This is a genomic window from Amycolatopsis coloradensis (assembly GCF_037997115.1).
Taxonomy (GTDB): domain Bacteria; phylum Actinomycetota; class Actinomycetes; order Mycobacteriales; family Pseudonocardiaceae; genus Amycolatopsis; species Amycolatopsis coloradensis_A.
In genome coordinates this window covers 8,187,871-8,205,083 of sequence record NZ_CP150484.1, presented here as the reverse complement: position 1 = coordinate 8,205,083, position 17,213 = coordinate 8,187,871, and the positions used below count along the sequence as shown (strand labels likewise).

Genomic DNA, 17,213 nt, shown 5'->3' with positions numbered 1-17,213 from the left:
ATGACCACCCGCGAACAACGGCGCGTGAATCCGCTCGACCTGGTGATGCTCGTCCTCGCCGTGTTCTCCGTCGGGCTGCTCGCCTATGTGACGTTCTTCCCGCATTCGGAGGAGACGGCGCACCGCGTCTTCGTCATCGACACGACGGTGTGCGGAATTTTCGCGCTGGAATTCCTGTGGCGGTGGCGGCGCCACCGCTGGGAGAAGTGGTTCCCGCTGCGCAACTGGTACGAGATCATCGGCATGATCCCCATCGCGCATCCGGCGCTGCGCGGGTTCCGGCTGTTGCGGATCATCGTGGTCCTGGTCCGGCTCGCGCGCACCGCGGACCGCGCGTTCGGGGAGCGGTTCACGCAGCGGCTGGTCGAACGGCTTTCCCGGCCGATCGTGCTGGCGATCAAGAAACCGATCACGATCGCGGTACTCGACGAGGTCGTCAAAGTGCTGGAAACCGGAAACTATCCGCAGAACCTCGCGCGCTCACTCAGTGACAACCAGTCGCTGCTGCGGGGGATCATCGCGGAGAAGCTCAAGAACGATCCGCAGGCCGGACGGCTTTCGAAGCTGCCGTTCCATGACGAGGTGGTGCGTTCGGTGATCGACACCGCGATGCGCGTGATCCTCGAAGTGCTGACCGATCCGCGGATCGACGAGTTCTTCGCGCATGTGGTGCGGGAGAACCGGGAGCAGATCCGCACCGCTGTGCAGCTGGGGTTGAACGAGCGTGAGGACGACGAGGAGCTGGCGGCGCAGCTGCCGACCCGGCCTCAGCATCAGCTGATGGACTGACCTCGTGAGGTGCGCCGGGTAGGGGCGGCGTTCAGCGGGTCCTCCGGCCAGGGATGCTTCGGGTAGCGCCCGCGGAGATCGGCGCGCACGGCCGCGTAGCCGTTGCGCCAGAACGATTCCAGATCCGCGGTGACCGCCGCGGGCCGTCCGGCGGGGGAGAGCAGGTGCAGAACGACGGGAACGCCCGCCAGTTCCGGCGTCGCGAGCCAGCCGAAGGTCTCCTGCAGTTTGACGGCGAGCACGGGCTGTTCACCCGAGTAATCGACCCTGATCCGCGAACCCGACGGTACCTCCAGCCGGTCCGGCGCCAGTTCGTCCAAACGCGACGCCTCCGGCCAGGGCAACAGTCCGCGTAGGGCCGCGCCGGCGTCCAGCGCGGCGAGATCGGACCGGCGACGGGCCGAGCCGAGATCCAGCCAGCTATCCAAAGTGGACAGAAGCTCCGTATCGGAGACCGCGGGCCAAGGCGCTCCCCGCACGCGATGCAGAAAGGCCAGCCGCTCGCGCAGCCTCTTCCCGTCTTCCGACCATCGCAGCAGGCCGAGCCCTTCGGTGCGCAGCCCGTCCAGCAGCGCGGCGCGGATCGCGTCCGGCGAGGGCGAGCGCAACGGTTTCTCCGACAGCGTGATCGCGCCGAGCCGCCGCACCGACCGCGCCACTACGTCGCCCGAGGACCATTGCACTTCGTCCACTGTGGACATCAGATTCGGCGCGGCGCGCACGGCGAGGTCTTCGTCAGCGGGCGCGGCCAGCCGGATGATTCCTTGCGCACGGCCGGGATCCCGGGTCGCTTCGGCCACCGCCAGCCATTCGACGTCGGCCAGTCCGCTGCCGCGCGGCAGTTCGGCCGCAGTTCCACCGGCCATCAGATACACCGGTGTCCCCGCAGAACGCCGGCGCGCGAGCCGCTCGGGATGCGCCAGCGCCACGACCAGTGCCGGATCGGAGGCGTCGCCGCCGTCGGGCACCAGCTGGGAAAGCCTTCGCACGTCACGCTTCCAGCGCTCGTCGCTGCGTACTCGCCGCAGCTCGGCTTCGAGGTCGGTCAGCGTGCCGCCGCTGTCCAGCAGCGCGACGACCTCGGCCGCCGAACGCGCGTTGGTCCGCGCCGCGCCGTCCAGCAACGCCCTCGCCAGCCGCGGATGCAGGCCCAGACCGGCCATTTTCCGGCCGCGTTCGGTCACCGTGCCGTCTTCCGCTGTTGCCCCGAGCGTGGTCAGCAACGCGCGCCCGGCGGCCAGCGCACCCTCACCGGGCGGATCCCACCAGGCGAGGCCGGAACCGTCCGGGGTGGACCAGCACGCGAGCTCCAGTGCGAACCGCGCCAGCTCGGCCGTCCGGATCTCGGGTTCGGGATACGCGGGCAGGGACCCCTGTTCGTGCGCCGCCCAGCATCGGTACGCGCGGCCCGGTGCCTCACGTCCGGCCCGGCCGGCGCGTTGTTCCGCGACCGCGGCCGACACGCGTACCGTCGCCAGCCCTGGCAGGCCACGCCGGTGATCGACACGGGGCACGCGGGACAGGCCGCAGTCCACCACCGCGCGTACCCCCGGCACGGTCAAACTGGACTCGGCGACCGACGTCGAGAGCACCACCCGGCGGCGGGCGCGGGGGCGCAGCGCGTCATCCTGGTGCGCCGCCGACAGCCGCCCGTGCAGGGGCAGCACGTCGGCGTCGAGGCTGCTGAGCAGGCCGCTCACCCTGGCGATCTCTCCCGCGCCGGGCAGGAACGCGAGGACGTCACCGTCCCCTTCGGACAGTGCTTTGTGGATCACTCGGGCCACGGTCGCCTCGATCCGCTCGCCGCGCGCGGGCGGGGAATACGAGACGTCGACCGGATAGGTCCTCGCGTGCGCGGTGATCACCGGCGCGTCACCGAGCAGCGCGGCCAGCCGTCCGGAGGCCACGGTGGCGGACGTCGCGAGCAGGCGCAGGTCATCCCGCAGCCCTGCGCGCACGTCCAGGAGTAGCGCGAGCAACAGGTCCGCGTCGAGATGGCGTTCGTGGCATTCGTCGAGCAGGACGGTCGACACCCCGCTCAGTTCGGGATCGCCCTGCACTCGCCGGACCAGCAGGCCCGACGTCACCACTTCGATCCGCGTCGAAGAAGACACCTTCCGGTCACCGCGGACCGAATAGCCGACCGTCTCACCGACCCGTTCGCCCAGCAGAGACGCCATGCGCGCCGCCGCGGCCCGCGCCGCCAGCCGCCTCGGTTCGGCGACGATCACCCGGCCTTCGCCGTTGTCCAGCGCGAGCGGCACCAACGTGGTCTTGCCGGTTCCCGGGGGCGCGACGAGTACGGCGGTGCCATGGGCGTCGAGCGCGGCTTCGAGTTCGGGCAGGACCGCGCGAACCGGCAGATCGGGAAGGGTCACTTCTCGGTGACCTGTGGCGGAGGCGGGATCCGGTAGCCGGACGGGCCGATGTTGCGGTTCAGCGATTCGAGCCATTCGCCGGACGAGATCATCTTCTGGATCGCCTTGGCCACCGCAGCCCGCCCCTCGGTGTCTTCCTTGCGCAGGCCGACACCGTACTTCTCCTTCGAGAACGGCTTGCCGACGACTCGCAGCAGCTCCGGGTTCTGCGCCACGTAACCGGCGAGGATGACGTCGTCGGTGGTCACCGCGTCCACCTGTCCGGCGAGGAGTGCCGTGACGCAGTCCTGGTAGCGCGGGTATTCGACGAGCTGGACGGCCTGCGCGAACTTGTCGCGCACCTGTTCGGCGGAGGTGGTGCCGCCCACGGCGCACAGCTTGCGGCCGTTGAGGTTCTCGGGGCCGGTGATGTCGGTCGACCGGAGGCGGACGAGGAGATCCTGGCCCGTGTCGAAATAGGGCCCGGCGAACGCGACCACCTGTTTGCGTTTTTCGGTGATGGAGTAGGTCGCCACCATCAGATCCGTGATCCCCGAGGTGATGTCCGTCTCGCGCGACGACGGCCTGCTGTCGTGCCAGGTGATGTGATCCTCGTCGACACCCAATTCGCTCGCGACGTACTTCGCGACGTCGACGTCGAAGCCGACGTACCGGCCGTCAATCGTCCTCCGGGAAAGTCCCGGCTGGTCGAAGCGGATGCCGATGGTGAGCTTGTTGGTCGCGACCGCGCGCGCGACGAGAGAATCCGACGGACCGGCCTCTGTGTCGCAGGCCGCCACTGTGACCAGCATCAACCCGGTCACCAGCAGGGCGCGTCCCCTCATCGGGTGCCTCCGTCCGCCGCCTCACGTTGTTCTCAGGGTCGGCGGTTAGCCTAGGCCCGTGCGCAGACCGCCCCAAGTCGTACTCGACGCCGTGGGCACACTCGCCCGGCTCGGACTGGCCGCCGTCTGGTTGGTCTCCGGATGGCTGAAGATCAGCGATCCGGGGCAGACCTACATCGCGGTCCAGGCTTTCGACGTCCTGCCGGACGGGCTCGTCCGCCCGGTCGCGATCGGGATGCCGCTCGTCGAACTGGCGCTCGGCCTGTTCCTGCTCGCCGGGTTCGTGACCCGGTGGGTGTCGGTGCTGTCGGTGCTGCTGCTCGCGGTGCTCATCGCCGCGATCGCCCAATCCTGGGCGCGCGGACTGAGCATCGACTGTGGCTGCTTCGGTGGTGGCGGTCAGATCGCCGCGGATCAGACGAGGTATCCGCAGGAGATCGCCAGGGACCTCGGGTTCGCGCTACTGGGTGTCTGGCTGATCGTGCGGCCGCGGACCTGGCTGTCCGTGGACGGCTGGCTCGGGAACTCTCGCGCCCCCGCCGACGACGACTATGTGGGTATCGCTGAAGGGAACGAATAATCGTGGGTGGAGCTGAGCGCAACGCTCGGAAACGCAAGCAGCAGCAGACGGCGTCGCGCTCGGTGGCACAGGCCAGGGGCGTCGCGGGCGGCGACAAGAAGAAGGTCGTCGCGATCACCGTCGCGGTGGTCGTGCTCGCCGCGCTGGTGATCGGTGGCGTGATCTGGACGACGTCCAGCAAGGACAGCACCGCGGGCAAGGTGATCGGGGCGCAGCCGACCACGTCGGCGCCCGGTGTCGTCGAGAAGCGCGAGGGGGCGGCCGTGGTCGTCGGCAAGCCCGAGGCGAAGAAGACCATCGACATCTACGCCGACTTCCTCTGCCCGGTCTGCAAGCAGTTCGAAGAGTCGTTCAAGGGCCAGATCGAAGAGCAGGTGAACAACGGGACCCTGCAGGTCCGGTACCACATGCTGCCGATGCTGAACCAGCGTTCCGACCCGCCGGGCTACTCGCTGGACTCCGCCAACGCCTCCCTCGCGGCGGCCGACGCGGGCAAGTTCCTCGCCTTCCACGACGCGCTGTTCAAGGACCAGCCGGAGGAAGGCGGACGCGGGTTCGACAAGGCGCAGCTGATCAAGCTCGGCCAGGACGTCGGTATCACCGACCCGACCTTCGTGCTCAAGGTCAACAGTGGCGCGTACGAGCAGGAGATCCAGGACGCGTACAAGAAGATCTCCACGGATCCGTCGCTGCAGCAGGACTTCGGCAACGGCCCCGGTTTCGGCACGCCGACCGTCACGGCGAACGGGCAGGTCGTGAAGCTGGAGCAGGACTGGGTGCAGAAGGTCGTCAGCTAGCTTGTCCCGTGAAGGCCCTCTTCCCTCGGCTGAGCCGAGGGAAGAGGGCGTTNCTGAGCCGAGGGAAGAGGGCCTTCACGCTGTTCGGGGCCGGTGGGGGCGGCCGGGTGGTAGCAAAGGTCCCTTGCTCTCTTTCCGCAGGTGAGCGTGTGGGTTTCAGGACACCTGACGTCCCGAATCCCACACGGTCGGTCAGCATCGCTACGCAGAGTGCTGGGTGTGTGGAAATAGGGACACTCAACGTCTCTATTTCCACACACCCCCGGGCGGTAGCAAAGGTCCCTTGCTCCCTTTTCGCTGGTCAGGGGCGCGAAGCGGAGGCGACAGTCGCGAAGGCGTGTACGCGGGCCGTCTCCGCTGAGCGCGGCCAGACGAGGCCCCACTCGACGTCGGGAGAGCCTGCGAAGGGCACGAAGCGGATTCGCGGGTGGCTGAAGTACTCCCGCGCGTGTGCGGCGAGCGGGCAGATGCCGGCGCCGGTGGCGATCGCGGCGAGTAGTTCCTGAAAGGTCGCGAAGGGCTTGCCCCGCGTCACAGGGTGTCCGGCCGGCGTCAACCACTGGCGTGGTTCCTCGACCCAGTACGGCTCCGGCGGATGCGCCGCGCGAAGGACGGTGTCGCGGGCGAGGTCGTCCAGGGACACGGACTTCCGTCGCGCGAAAGGGTGTTTCGACGACACCGCCAGCACCATCGGTTCGGTGTACACGACCGGTCCGGTCGTGAGATCGGGTTCGTCGGCCGGAAGCAGGGTCACCAGCACGTCGATCTCACCCGAGCGCAGCATCGCCATCGGATCGGCGAAATCGGCTTCGCGGATGAGGAGTTCCGTGTCCGGGTAGCGCTGCCGGAAAAAGTCCAGGAGATCTTCGATCAGGTCGGCGACGCCGGGCGCTTCGAAACCCAGCCGCAGCACGCCGCCGATCCCGTGTCCGGCAGCGATCGCGCGGTCGATGCCTTCGTGCAGCGCGCGGTAGGCGGGGCCGAGGTCGTCCCGCAGCCGTTCGCCGATCGGCGTGAGCCGGACCCGCCTGCTGGTGCGGGCGAAGAGCGGCGCGCCGATCCGGCGCTCCACCTGCTTGATCGTCTGGCTCACCCGTGCCTGCGAGACGTGCAGGCGTTCCGCGGTGCGGCCGAAATGCAGTTCGTCGGCCAGCGTCAGGAAGATCTCGATGTCCCGCAGTTCCATAATCTCCAGGTTATCGGTCCGGGCCGGTTCCGATCAGCGGGAACCGGCTTTTCCGCAGGTCTAGCGCTTTGTCATGTATTAATTCAAGATGTGAACTTACGCACTTTCGGCATGGGTGGTGAGGTATGAGGAAATTCGCGGTCCAACTCGCTCTGCTGTTCGTTTCGTGCCTCGCACTGGCGTTGGCGCCGGTGAAGGCACAGGCGGCACCCGCGTTCAACGTGCTGGCCTTCTACAACGGCACCTACGACGCGGCGCATATCAGCTTCGTCAAGGAAGCCAACCAGTGGTTCCCGAAAACCGCTTCACAGCACAACTTCGGCTACACCGCGACCAACGACTGGAACCGGCTGAACTCGCTTCAGCCCTCGCAGTACCAGGTCGTGCTGTTCCTCGATGATCTGCCGCAGACCTCGGCGCAGCGTGCGGGCTTCGAGCGTTACATGAACGCGGGTGGGGCGTTCTTCGGCTTCCACGTGGCGGCGTTCACCACGAATCCGTCCACTTGGGACTGGTACCACAACGGGTTCCTCGGCACTGGCGCGTTCAAGTCCAACACCTGGGGGCCGACGACGGCGACGCTGAAGGTGGAGAACCGGCCGCATCCGTCGACCACACGGCTGCCCGCGACCTTCACCTCGTCGGTGAGCGAGTGGTACGCCTGGAACAGGGACCTGCGCAAGAACCCGGACATCCGAATCCTCGCGTCGGTGGATCCGGTGAGCTTTCCGCTCGGGACCGATCCGAACCAGTCCTGGTACAGCGGGTACTACCCGATCCTCTGGACCAACGCCAAGTACAAGATGCTGTACGCCAACTTCGGCCACGACAAGATGAACTACGAGACGAACCAGCCGCTTTCGTCGACCTTCGGCAGTGAGGTGCAGAACCGCTTCGTCATCGACGGTCTGCTGTGGCTCGGCGGAAGGCAAACCGCACGAGAATGAGCAGGGCCAGGCGGGCCAGGTTCGCCCGATGCCATTTCCTGGCGAGTTCCTCGCGGCGTACCAGGTCCGGCTGTTCCTTCAGTAGTGGCAGGTTGACCGATCGGACGAGCTGGACCGTGATGCCGGTGGCGGCGGCCGTGCCCGCCGCTGCGATGGCGATCGCGCGCCGGTCGCCGCCTTCGTGCCAGCTGCCGGTGAGCGCGAGCGCCGTCGACGCGATCGTCGCCGGCGCCGCCGGGATGAAGTAGCGCGCGGGGCTGCCCGGCGTGAGGAGCCCGGGGGATCGTTCGCCGGTGAGGCGGGGGATGTCGACGACGGCTTCGTAGAGGTTGCCGAAGAACCAGTGGGCCTGGCCGACCGTGGCGATCCGGGCCCAGCGGCCGGTCTTGACCTGCATGGACCCAGACTGCCACAGCGGCGGCCCGCAGGTGGTAGCAAAGGTCCCTTGCTCTCCCGCGGGTGTCGTGAAGGCCTCCTTGAGGGACCCAAAGTCCGTGAAGGGCCCCTTCACTACCTTCAGGGTAGGCAAGGAGGCCTTCACGGACGGCCTTCGCGGCGCGCCCGGAGTCAGGCGGTAGCAAAGGTCCCTTGCTACTCCTCGATGGCGCCGCCCACCGCCCGCAGGTGCTGCCGGAACGTCAGCGAAGGCGACTTCGCGCGCTCCGCGAGGAAGTCGGCGAAGCGCACTTGCCCGCGAAGGGACTCTCCGGCGCGGATCCGGTCGGCCTGGAGCCGCTCGGTGTCGCGGATGCCCTCGGCGCGGTCCAGTACCTCGTCCGCCCGGTCTGCCGGGACGAACAGGACGCCGTCTTCGTCGCCGAACACAAGATCTTCCCGCGTCACCGTCCACTCGCCGACGACGGCCGACGCGAGCGCGTCGTCCGGGCGGGCCGAGACCGAGAGCGGTCCGGTCGGGATCGAGCCGAGGCTGAACACCGGCAGCCCGATCTTCTTGATGTCGGCGGTGTCGCGGTGCAGCCCCCAGATGACCACGCCGCTCAGCCCGGCGGCCTCGGCTTCGAGCACCGCGAGGTCCCCGACGCAGCTCTCGTCGAGCCTGCCGCCGTTGTCGACGACGAGTACGTCGCCGGGGTTCGCGGTTTCGTACGCCTCCAGGAAGACGTCGACACTGCCGACGTGCCGGGCGGGGGTGACCCGCCCGGCCACGCGGCCGCCGGGCACGACCGCGTGCGTACCGGCGGGCGCGCACCGGACCGGGACGCCGGCGCGGACGCAGCCGTCGGTCAGATGCGCGGTGGTCAGCAGGGAGAACCGCTGCCGAAGCTCCTCGGGATCCATATCCCGACTTTAGCCACGGCGCCACACCACGGGTTTGTGGTTCGGGCTGCTGTCATCCCGCACGGAGCCCATGACCTCGCCGTTCTCGCCCACGAGGGCGCCGCAGCCGGGGGAAGGCGCGGGAAGCGTCTCGACCGCGCCGCCCGGCGACCACACCGCGGGAACCGTGGAGAAGTCCGGTGTCCTCAAACAACCTGTGACGACTCCCGACCTGTTGAGCGAGACCGCTGTCATGGAGTCCGGCACCGGAACGGAGGTGTCGTAGGCCGTCCAAAGCCGGTCGCCTCCTTGGACACTGGCCAGCACCTTGCCGTCCCGGATCGCGAGGGCGCGTGCTTCGCGGACACCCTCCGGGAGGACGAGTTGCCGGGCCACGCCGTCCTTCCAAAGCCAGGCGCCGCCGGAGTGTTCCTGCATCAGGATCGTGCCGTCGTGGTCGATGTCCACCGGGCCGAGCAATGGCGGGCTGTCCAGCAGTACCGGGTGCGCGCGGTCGTCGGCGGGCCAGATCGCCGCCCAGGAACCGAATCGCGGGTCGTTGTGCACGAAGCCGACGACATCGCCGCGGTCGTTCATGCCGGTAACCCGCGTCTGGGCGTAGTTCGGCACCTTCTCCAGAAGCTGGAAGCCACCGTTCTCGAAGACGAACGAACGATAGGTCCGGGTCGAAATCGCGTAGCTGTTCGTGAGAATCGACCCCGACGCGTTCTCGTCCACGGTCACGATCGTGTCGTAGCCCGCCGGGAGGCCGTGGTTCTGAACGGTCCCTCCCGACCAGGTGAGCAAGCCGCTTTCGGAGTGTCCCGCGTAGCTTCCGGCCCCGTCGGTGGCCACTACCTGGACAGTGCCGAAGGGCACCGGCAGGTAGCTCATCGTCCAGTCTGTCGCCGACGCGGTGCCCGCCGACAGCAATCCCGAGGCGACAGTGGCTGCCAGGACCAAGCTCGTACGTTTCATCGAAACCCCCTGTGAGTCGTGTCCGCCCTGTTTAACCGGGGTGCGAGCCGCTTGTCTGCGTCACCTGACACTCAACGGGAACCAAGTAACATCCATGCAGACCTGTATGTAAGGGGTTGATAAATACAGTCCTGTCTGTATCTTCAGTTCCAACAGCAACGACAAGGAGCGTCGTGGTGGCCAACAAGGTTTACGTCGTCGGCGTGGGCATGACGAAGTTCGAGAAGCCCGGACGTCGCGAAGACTGGGATTACCCGCAGATGGCCAAGGAGTCCGGGACCAAGGCGCTCGAAGACGCCGGGATCTCCTTCGACGAGGTGCGGCAGGCCTACGTCGGCTACGTCTACGGCGAGTCGACCTCGGGGCAGCGGGCAGTCTACGAACTGGGCATGACCGGGATCCCGGTCGTCAACGTCAACAACAACTGCTCGACCGGGTCGACCGCCCTGTACCTCGCCGCGGAGGCGATCCGGGGCGGCCGCGCGGACTGCGCGCTCGCGCTGGGTTTCGAGAAGATGCAGCCTGGATCACTCGGCTCGACCTACGACGACCGCGAACAGCCGATGGGCAGGCACATCCAGGCGCTCGCGGAGATCTCCGAGGTGCTCTTCCCGCCCGCGCCGTGGATGTTCGGCGCGGCGGGTCGCGAGCATATGAAGACCTACGGCACCACCGCCGAGCACTTCGCCAAGATCGGCGAGAAGAACCACCGGCATTCGGTGAACAACCCGTACGCGCAGTTCCAGGAAAGCTATTCGCTGCAGGACATCCTGGACTCGCGGATGATCTATGACCCGCTCACCAAACTCCAGTGCTCGCCGACCTCGGATGGGTCCGGCGCGGCGATCCTCGCCAGCGAGTCCTTTGTGGACTCGCACGGGCTGGCGGGGCAGGCCGTTGAGATCGTCGGGCAGGCGATGACCACCGACTTCGCCAGCACCTTCGACGGCACCGCGAAGAACATCATCGGCTACGACATGAACGTCCAGGCCGCGCGCCAGGTGTACGACCAGGCCGGGCTCGGCGCGGAGGACTTCCAGGTCATCGAACTGCACGACTGCTTCTCCGCCAACGAACTCCTGCTCTACGAGGCGCTCGGACTCTGCGCCGAAGGGGAGGCCGGGAAGCTCGTCGACTCCGGGGACACCACCTACGGCGGCAAGTGGGTCGTCAACCCGTCCGGCGGGCTGATCTCCAAGGGACACCCGCTCGGCGCCACCGGCCTCGCGCAATGCGCCGAACTCACCTGGCAGCTGCGCGGAACCGCGGACAAACGCCAGGTCGACGGCGTCCAGGCCGCGCTGCAGCACAACATCGGACTCGGCGGCGCCGCCGTCGTCACCGCCTACCAGCGCGCCGAGCGCTGATCCCATCGAAAGGAAGAACCATGGGCAAGATCAGTGCCTCCGTCGAACTCCCCGCCGCTCCCGACAAGGTGTGGGCGGAGTTCTCCAATCCCAACAACTTCGAGAAGTGGCTGACCATCCACACCAAGTGGAAGGGCGAGGTCCCGGCCGAATTCTCCAAGGGAGCGCAGGCCTCCGAGGTCGTCACGATGCTCGGGATGCCGAACACGATCACCTGGACCGTCGACGAGTTCGAGGCGCCGTCGAAGCTGGCGATCTCCGGGACCGGGATGGCCGGGGTGAAGGTCAAGTTCGAGCTGTCGGTGGAGGCTTCCGGAGAGGGCTCACTCGCCAGCATCGACGCGGAGTTCGCCGGCCAGATGATCGTCGGCGCGCTCGGCAAGGCCGTCGAGAAGGACGGCAAGAAGAACCTCGACGCCTCCCTGGAGAACCTCAAGGCGCTGGTCGCGTGACCGAGCGATTCGACCCCGGCGGGCTCGGCAAGTGGACCGCTGAGTCCCGGTTCGAGGTGACCCGTGAGCGGCTGATCGAGTACGCGAAGGCCACCAACGACCCGATCCCGGCGCATCTCACCGGGGACGTCGCGAGCCCCGTGTTCGCGATCGTGCCGGTGTTCGAGTCGCTGATGGAGCCCGCGCTCGAGGTCGTCCCGGTCGGTTTGTTCGGCCGGATCGTGCACGGGGAACAGGAATTCCGGTTCCAGCGGCCGATCCGGCCCGGCGACAAGCTCGTGTCGCGAGCACGGATGACCGGCTACGAAGGACTGAAGAACGGCACGCGCGGCACCATCCACCTCGAATGCCGGACCGAGGACGGCGACCTGGTCAACGAGCAGTACGTGACCCTGTTCGTGCGCGGGTTCGACACCGGCGAGACACGGGGTGAACTCGGGCCGGAGCACAAGTTCGACGAAGGCCTGCGTTCGCGGGCGCCGGTGGCGAAGGTCAGCCAGCACGTCGACGACGACCAGACGTACCGATACGCGCCCGCCGCCGGCGATCCCATGCCCATCCATCTCGACGAAGAGGTCGCGAAGGATTCCGGACTGCCGGGGATCATCGCGCACGGCTTGTGCACCATGGCGTTCACCTCGTGGGCGCTGCTGACCGAGGTCGCCGGGTCCGATGTGGACAGACTGAAGCGGTTCGCCGTCCGATTCGCCAAACCGGTGCTGCCCGGGCAGGACCTGACGACGTCCATCTGGAGTGCGGGTGCCGGGAGCTACGCGTTCGAAACCACCGTCGGCGAAACCGTCGTGATCAAGGACGGCCTCGCGGAATTCGCGGAGTAGGAGCAAAAGCCATGGGAGCACTCGACGGGCGGGTCGCCGTCATCACCGGCGCCGGACGCGGGATCGGCCGCGAGCACGCGCTGCTGTTCGCGCGGGAGGGCGCGAGCGTCGTCGTCAACGACCTCGGCGGCGCGAACGACGGCAGCGGCAGTGACACCGGGCCCGCACAGGAAGTCGTCGACGAGATCCGCGCGGCGGGCGGGAAGGCCGTGGCGAACACGGCCAACGTCGCCGACTGGGCGGGCGCCGAGGAACTGGTCGCGCAGGCGGTGAGCGAGTTCGGCAGGCTGGACGTCGTCGTGAACAACGCGGGCATTCTGCGCGACGCGTTCATCGCGGGACTGGAAGAGTCCCAATGGGATTCCGTGATCGCGGTGCATCTGAAGGGACACGCAGCGGTGCTGCGGCACGCTGCCGCGTACTGGAAGAGCGCGAGCAAGGCCGGCGAACCGGTGGCGGGTTCGGTGATCAACACCGCCTCGGCGTCCGGGACCACGTTGCCGAACGCAGGGCAGGCGAACTACGGCGCGGCGAAGGCGGGGATCGCCGCGCTGACGCTGGTCGCCGCCGAGGAACTGGAACGCTACGGCGTGCGGGTCAACGCGATCGCGCCGATCGCGCGCACGCGGCTCACCCTGGCGACGCCGGGCATGGGCGCGATCTTCGCCCAGGAGGTCGAGGAAGGCGAGTTCGACGCGTTCTCCCCGGCCAACATCTCGCCGCTGGTGGCCTACCTCGCGACCGAGAAATGCCCGATCACCGGCAAGGTGTTCGCGGTGCAGGGCGGCGCGATCTCCGAACTCGCGGGCTGGCACGACGTCAAGGTGATCGAAACCGAGGCCGCCTGGGAGATCGACGACATCGCCGCGAGGCTGCCGTGATCGAGTGGTCCGAGACCGAACTGCTGATCAGGGACGCCATCCGGGAGTTCGTCGACAAGGAGATCCGGCCGCACCTCGACGCGCTGGAAAGCGGGGAGCTGCCGCCGTACGACATCATCCGGAAGATGTTCGCGTCCTTCGGCATCGACGCGCTCGCGCGGGAATCGGTGTCGAAACTGCTGTCGAAGGAACGCGGCTCGGGTGGCGGCGGCTTGGCGTTCGGCGGACAGGAGGCGATGGCGCTCATCGCGGTGAGTGAACTGGCCGGGGTCAGCCTCGGCATCGTCGCGTCGCTCGGCGTGAGCATCGGGCTGACCGCGCAGACGATCCTCACCAAGGGCACGCAAGCGCAGAAGGAGCGCTGGCTGCCCGGGCTGGCGACGTTCGAGAAGGTCGGCGCGTGGGCGATCACCGAACCCGACTCGGGCTCGGACGCTTTCGGCGGGATGAAGACGTCGGTGCGGCGCGACGGTGACGAGTACGTCCTGAATGGACAGAAGACGTTCATCACCAACGGGCCTTACGCCGACACGATCATCGTGTACGCGAAGCTCGACGACGGCTCGGACGTGCGGGACCGCAAGGTGCTGACGTTCGTGCTGGACAAGGGGATGCCCGGGCTCACGCAGGGCAAGCCGTTCAAGAAGATGGGCATGATGTCGTCGCCGACCGGCGAGCTGTTTTTCAGCGACGTCCGGCTCGGGCCGGACCGGCTGCTCGGCGAGTCCGAGACCGGCCGCGACGGTGACAGCAAGGCCGAGGTGAAGTCCGGGTTCGCCGTCGAGCGGATCGGCGTCGCGGCGCTGGCGCTCGGGATCATCAACGAATGTCACCGGTTGTGCGTGGACTACGCGAAGAACCGGAAGCTGTGGGGCCAGGAGATCGGGCGGTTCCAGCTGATCCAGCTCAAGCTGGCGAAGATGGAGGTCGCGCGGATCAACGTGCAGAACATGGTCTTCCAGCTGATCGAGACCCTGCGCGCGGGCAAGATGCCGACGCTGGCCGAGGCTTCGGCGATGAAGCTGTACTCGTCGGAGGCGGCCACAGAGGTGGCGATGGAGGCCGTGCAGCTGTTCGGCGGGAACGGGTACATGGCGGAGTACCGGGTGGAGCAGCTCGCGCGGGACGCGAAGTCGCTGATGATCTACGCGGGCAGCAACGAAATCCAGGTGACACACATCGCGAAGGGCCTGCTGGGCCGCTGAGGAGAGCAAGGGACCTTTGCTACCGCGCGGGAGGCGGCTGCCCGACCGGACGACACGCGTGATTGGACGGACGACACGCGTGATTGGACGGACGACACGCGTGTTTGGGGGCGGAACTCGCGTGACTGGAGCCGGAACACGCGGTGTGTTCCGGCTCCAAGCACGCGTGTCTCGCGTTCCAGCACGCGTGATCCGGGTTGGAGTACGCGTGGGACGGGGTCAGTCTCGTTCGATCAGGTGGCCGACGACCTCGGGGCCAGGGTGTGCGTGGCCGGAGCCATCGCGCCGGACGTCGACCTCCGGCAACTCCACCGGGTCACCGGTGCGCGAGGCGCCGGCGGGACGCGGGCCGATCCAGCCGACGACCAGCCGCGTCTCGCCCTTGAGGAACCGCTGCGCCCGGACACCGCCGGTCGCCCGGCCCTTGGCCGGGTACTCGCTGAACGGGGTCACCTTCACGCTCGCGCCGGTCGCGGTGACGACCATCGGCTCGCCGTGTTCGGCGTCGTCGGTGCGGATCGCGCCGAAGAAGACCACTTCCGCTTCACCTCGCACGGTGATCCCGGCCATGCCGCCGCCCTTGAGACCTTGCGGCCGCACGAGCGAAGCCGGGTAGCGCAGCAATGACGCTTCGGACGACAGGAACGCCAGCGTCTCGTTGCCGTCGGTGAGCCAAGTGGCGCCGACGACCTCGTCGCCGTCCTTCAGGCTGATCACGTCGAACTCGTCGGAGCGGACCGGCCACTCCGGCGCGCACACCTTCACGACACCGTGCTTCGTGCCGAGCGCGAGCCCTGGGGAGCCGGCCGCCTGCTCGCCGAGCGGGGCCAGCCCGATGACGCGCTCGCCCTTTTCCAGCGGCACCAGTTCCTTCGCGGCCATCCCGCCGCGCAGGGAGACGGTGCCCGCCTGCTCGGGCAGCACCGGCAGCGGCAGCACGTCGGTCTTGAACGCGCGGCCGCGGTTGGTCACCAGCAGCACCTGACCGCGCGCGGTCGAATGGACCACCGCGGACACCGAGTCGTGTTTGACGCGGCCGTTGCGGCGCCGCACTTCCGACGCCTCCTCCGATTCCGCCGCCGTCCGCGCGACCAGTCCGGTGGCCGACAGGATCACCTGGCACGGATCGTCGGCGACCTCCAGGGGCCCCGACGGTTTCGACGCGGCGAGGACCTCCTTGAGGTCACCGTCGATCAGCGCGGTGCGGCGTTCGGTGGGGTGATCCTTGGCGATCTTGGCCAGCTCGGCCGACACGACCTTCTTCAGCACCGACTCGTCGTCGAGGATCTTCGACAGTTCGGCGATCTCCTCGCGCAGTTTGTCCTGCTCGGCTTCGAGCTCGATCCGGTCGTACTTCGTGAGCCGCCGCAGCGGGGTGTCCAGGATGTAGGTCGCCTGGATCTCCGAGAGCTTGAACCGCTTCATCAGGCCGTCCTTCGCGGCCGCGGCGTTCTCGCTCTCGCGGATCAGCTTGATCACCTTGTCGATGTTGAGCAGGGCGATCAGCAGACCGTCGACCAGGTGCAGACGCTCTTCGCGCTTGCGGCGCCGGTACCGCGTGCGGCGGGTGACGACCTCGTAGCGGTGGCTGAGGAAGACCTCCAGCAGCGCCTTGAGCCCCAGCGTCTGCGGCTGCCCGTCCACCAGCACCAGGTTGTTGATGCCGAACGACTGCTCCAGCGGCGTCAGCCGGTACAGATCCGCCAGCAGCGCCTGCGGGTTCACACCGACCTTGCATTCGATGACCAGCCGCGTGCCGTTCTCGCGGTCGGTGAGGTCCTTGACGTCGGCGATGCCGGTGAGCCGCTTGGACTTGTTGACCTCGTCGGTGATCTTCTCGATCACCTTCTCCGGGCCGACGCCGTACGGCAGTTCGGTGACGGTGATCGCCTGGCGGCCGCGGCTGCCCTCCAACGGGCCGGTCTCGGCGCTGGCGCGCATGCGCACCACACCACGGCCGGTCTCGTACGCGCGGCGGACTTCGTCGAGTCCCAGCAGTGATCCGCCGGTCGGCAGATCGGGGCCCGGGACGAACTCCATCAGCTTGTCGAGGGTGGCGTTCGGGTGGTTGATCAGCCACCGCGCCGCGCCGATGACCTCGGTCAGGTTGTGCGGGATCATGTTGGTCGCCATTCCGACCGCGATCCCGGAAGTGCCGTTGACCAGCAGATTCGGGAAAGCCGCCGGCAGCACCGACGGCTCTTCGAGCGAGCCGTCGTAGTTCGGCCGGAAGTCGACGGTGTCCTCGCCGAGTTCGCCGACCAGCAGCATCGCCTCCGGTGAGAGCCGCGCCTCGGTGTACCGCGAGGCGGCAGGGCCGTCGTCGGGGGAGCCGAAGTTGCCGTGCCCGTCGACCAGTGGGACGTTGAGCGAGAAGTCCTGCGCGAGCCGCACCATGGCGTCGTAGATCGCGGTGTCGCCGTGCGGGTGGTACCGGCCCATCACGTCGCCGATCACGCGGGCCGACTTCACGTACGCGTGGGTCGGCCGGTAACCGTTCTCGTTCATCGAGTACATGATCCGGCGGTGCACCGGCTTCAGCCCGTCCCGCGCGTCCGGGAGCGCCCGCGAGTGGATGACCGAGTACGCGTACTCCAGGTACGAGTCCTCGATCTCCGTCTTCAGCGAGTTGTCGAAGACGTTCGCGCCGGGGCGGTCGAACGCGCTCGGGTCGACCTTCGTGGTGGGGCCCTTACGGCGTGCCATTGCTCA

Annotated in this window: 16 protein-coding genes; 9 read left to right on the top strand and 7 right to left on the bottom strand. The window is 67.9% G+C overall.

The annotated features are described in order from the left end of the window. A complete protein-coding gene (locus LCL61_RS38310; protein ID WP_340684266.1) occupies positions 1-789 on the top strand; it encodes an ion transporter in 789 nt (262 codons plus the stop codon). Here LCL61_RS38310 and hrpB read toward each other — a convergent pair. Then, positions 774-3,167: an ATP-dependent helicase HrpB gene (gene hrpB / locus LCL61_RS38305; protein ID WP_340684265.1), complete on the bottom strand. Its 2,394-nt coding sequence runs from the start codon at positions 3,165-3,167 to the stop codon at positions 774-776. The genes LCL61_RS38310 and hrpB overlap by 16 nt on opposite strands. Beyond that, entirely contained in the window at positions 3,164-3,991 is an 828-nt protein-coding gene (locus LCL61_RS38300) for a glutamate ABC transporter substrate-binding protein (RefSeq protein WP_340684264.1), read from the bottom strand. The genes hrpB and LCL61_RS38300 overlap by 4 nt, the downstream gene beginning before the upstream one ends. A 91-nt stretch (positions 3,992-4,082) precedes the next feature. On the opposite strand from LCL61_RS38300, the gene LCL61_RS38295 reads away from it, so the two are divergent. Beyond that, the gene (locus LCL61_RS38295) at positions 4,083-4,571 is read left to right on the top strand and encodes a MauE/DoxX family redox-associated membrane protein (protein ID WP_340688782.1); all 489 of its coding nucleotides are present in this window, start codon (positions 4,083-4,085) and stop codon (positions 4,569-4,571) included. Between the two features lie 2 nt (positions 4,572-4,573). Then, positions 4,574-5,368: a DsbA family protein gene (locus LCL61_RS38290; protein WP_340684263.1), complete on the top strand. Its 795-nt coding sequence runs from the start codon at positions 4,574-4,576 to the stop codon at positions 5,366-5,368. 301 nt (positions 5,369-5,669) lie between these two features. Here the strand turns inward: LCL61_RS38290 and LCL61_RS38285 are convergent, their stop codons facing one another. Further along, positions 5,670-6,554, bottom strand: a complete 885-nt coding sequence (locus tag LCL61_RS38285; protein WP_340684262.1) for a LysR family transcriptional regulator — start codon at positions 6,552-6,554, stop codon at positions 5,670-5,672. Positions 6,555-6,679: 125 nt separating this feature from the next. On the opposite strand from LCL61_RS38285, the gene LCL61_RS38280 reads away from it, so the two are divergent. Continuing rightward, positions 6,680-7,501 carry a ThuA domain-containing protein gene (locus LCL61_RS38280; RefSeq protein ID WP_340684261.1) on the top strand — a complete coding sequence of 274 codons (822 nt, stop codon included), beginning with the start codon at positions 6,680-6,682 and terminating at the stop codon, positions 7,499-7,501. Here the strand turns inward: LCL61_RS38280 and LCL61_RS38275 are convergent. The 3 genes from LCL61_RS38275 to LCL61_RS38265 form a co-directional block, all read right to left on the bottom strand. After that, positions 7,452-7,898, bottom strand: a complete 447-nt coding sequence (locus tag LCL61_RS38275) for a DUF1772 domain-containing protein (RefSeq protein ID WP_340684260.1) — start codon at positions 7,896-7,898, stop codon at positions 7,452-7,454. The genes LCL61_RS38280 and LCL61_RS38275 overlap by 50 nt on opposite strands. A 194-nt stretch (positions 7,899-8,092) precedes the next feature. Further along, positions 8,093-8,800 (bottom strand): RraA family protein, encoded by a 708-nt coding sequence (locus LCL61_RS38270; RefSeq protein ID WP_340684259.1) that lies wholly within the window; start codon positions 8,798-8,800, stop codon positions 8,093-8,095. A gap of 9 nt (positions 8,801-8,809) precedes the next feature. Beyond that, complete coding sequence (locus LCL61_RS38265) at positions 8,810-9,757, bottom strand: hypothetical protein (RefSeq protein ID WP_340684258.1); 948 nt, start codon at positions 9,755-9,757, stop codon at positions 8,810-8,812. Between the two features lie 173 nt (positions 9,758-9,930). Between LCL61_RS38265 and LCL61_RS38260 the strand changes: the two genes are divergently transcribed. The 5 genes from LCL61_RS38260 to LCL61_RS38240 are packed head-to-tail and all read left to right on the top strand — an operon-like array spanning position 9,931 to position 14,501. Then, entirely contained in the window at positions 9,931-11,124 is a 1,194-nt protein-coding gene (locus LCL61_RS38260) for a lipid-transfer protein (protein WP_340684257.1), read from the top strand. 20 nt (positions 11,125-11,144) lie between these two features. Further along, positions 11,145-11,576: a type II toxin-antitoxin system Rv0910 family toxin gene (locus LCL61_RS38255; protein WP_340684256.1), complete on the top strand. Its 432-nt coding sequence runs from the start codon at positions 11,145-11,147 to the stop codon at positions 11,574-11,576. Continuing rightward, on the top strand, positions 11,573-12,415 hold the full coding sequence (locus LCL61_RS38250) for a MaoC/PaaZ C-terminal domain-containing protein (RefSeq protein ID WP_340684255.1): 843 nt from the start codon (positions 11,573-11,575) through the stop codon (positions 12,413-12,415). Before LCL61_RS38255 ends, LCL61_RS38250 begins: the two co-directional genes overlap by 4 nt. Positions 12,416-12,426: 11 nt before the next feature. Beyond that, positions 12,427-13,296, top strand: coding sequence for an SDR family oxidoreductase (locus LCL61_RS38245; protein WP_340684254.1), 870 nt, complete (start codon positions 12,427-12,429; stop codon positions 13,294-13,296). Continuing rightward, a complete protein-coding gene (locus LCL61_RS38240; RefSeq protein WP_340684253.1) occupies positions 13,293-14,501 on the top strand; it encodes an acyl-CoA dehydrogenase family protein in 1,209 nt (402 codons plus the stop codon). The genes LCL61_RS38245 and LCL61_RS38240 overlap by 4 nt, the downstream gene beginning before the upstream one ends. Before the next feature lie 219 nt (positions 14,502-14,720). Here LCL61_RS38240 and LCL61_RS38235 read toward each other — a convergent pair whose 3' ends face one another. Further along, positions 14,721-17,207 (bottom strand): DNA topoisomerase (ATP-hydrolyzing), encoded by a 2,487-nt coding sequence (locus LCL61_RS38235; RefSeq protein ID WP_340684252.1) that lies wholly within the window; start codon positions 17,205-17,207, stop codon positions 14,721-14,723. Positions 17,208-17,213 lie beyond the last annotated feature (6 nt).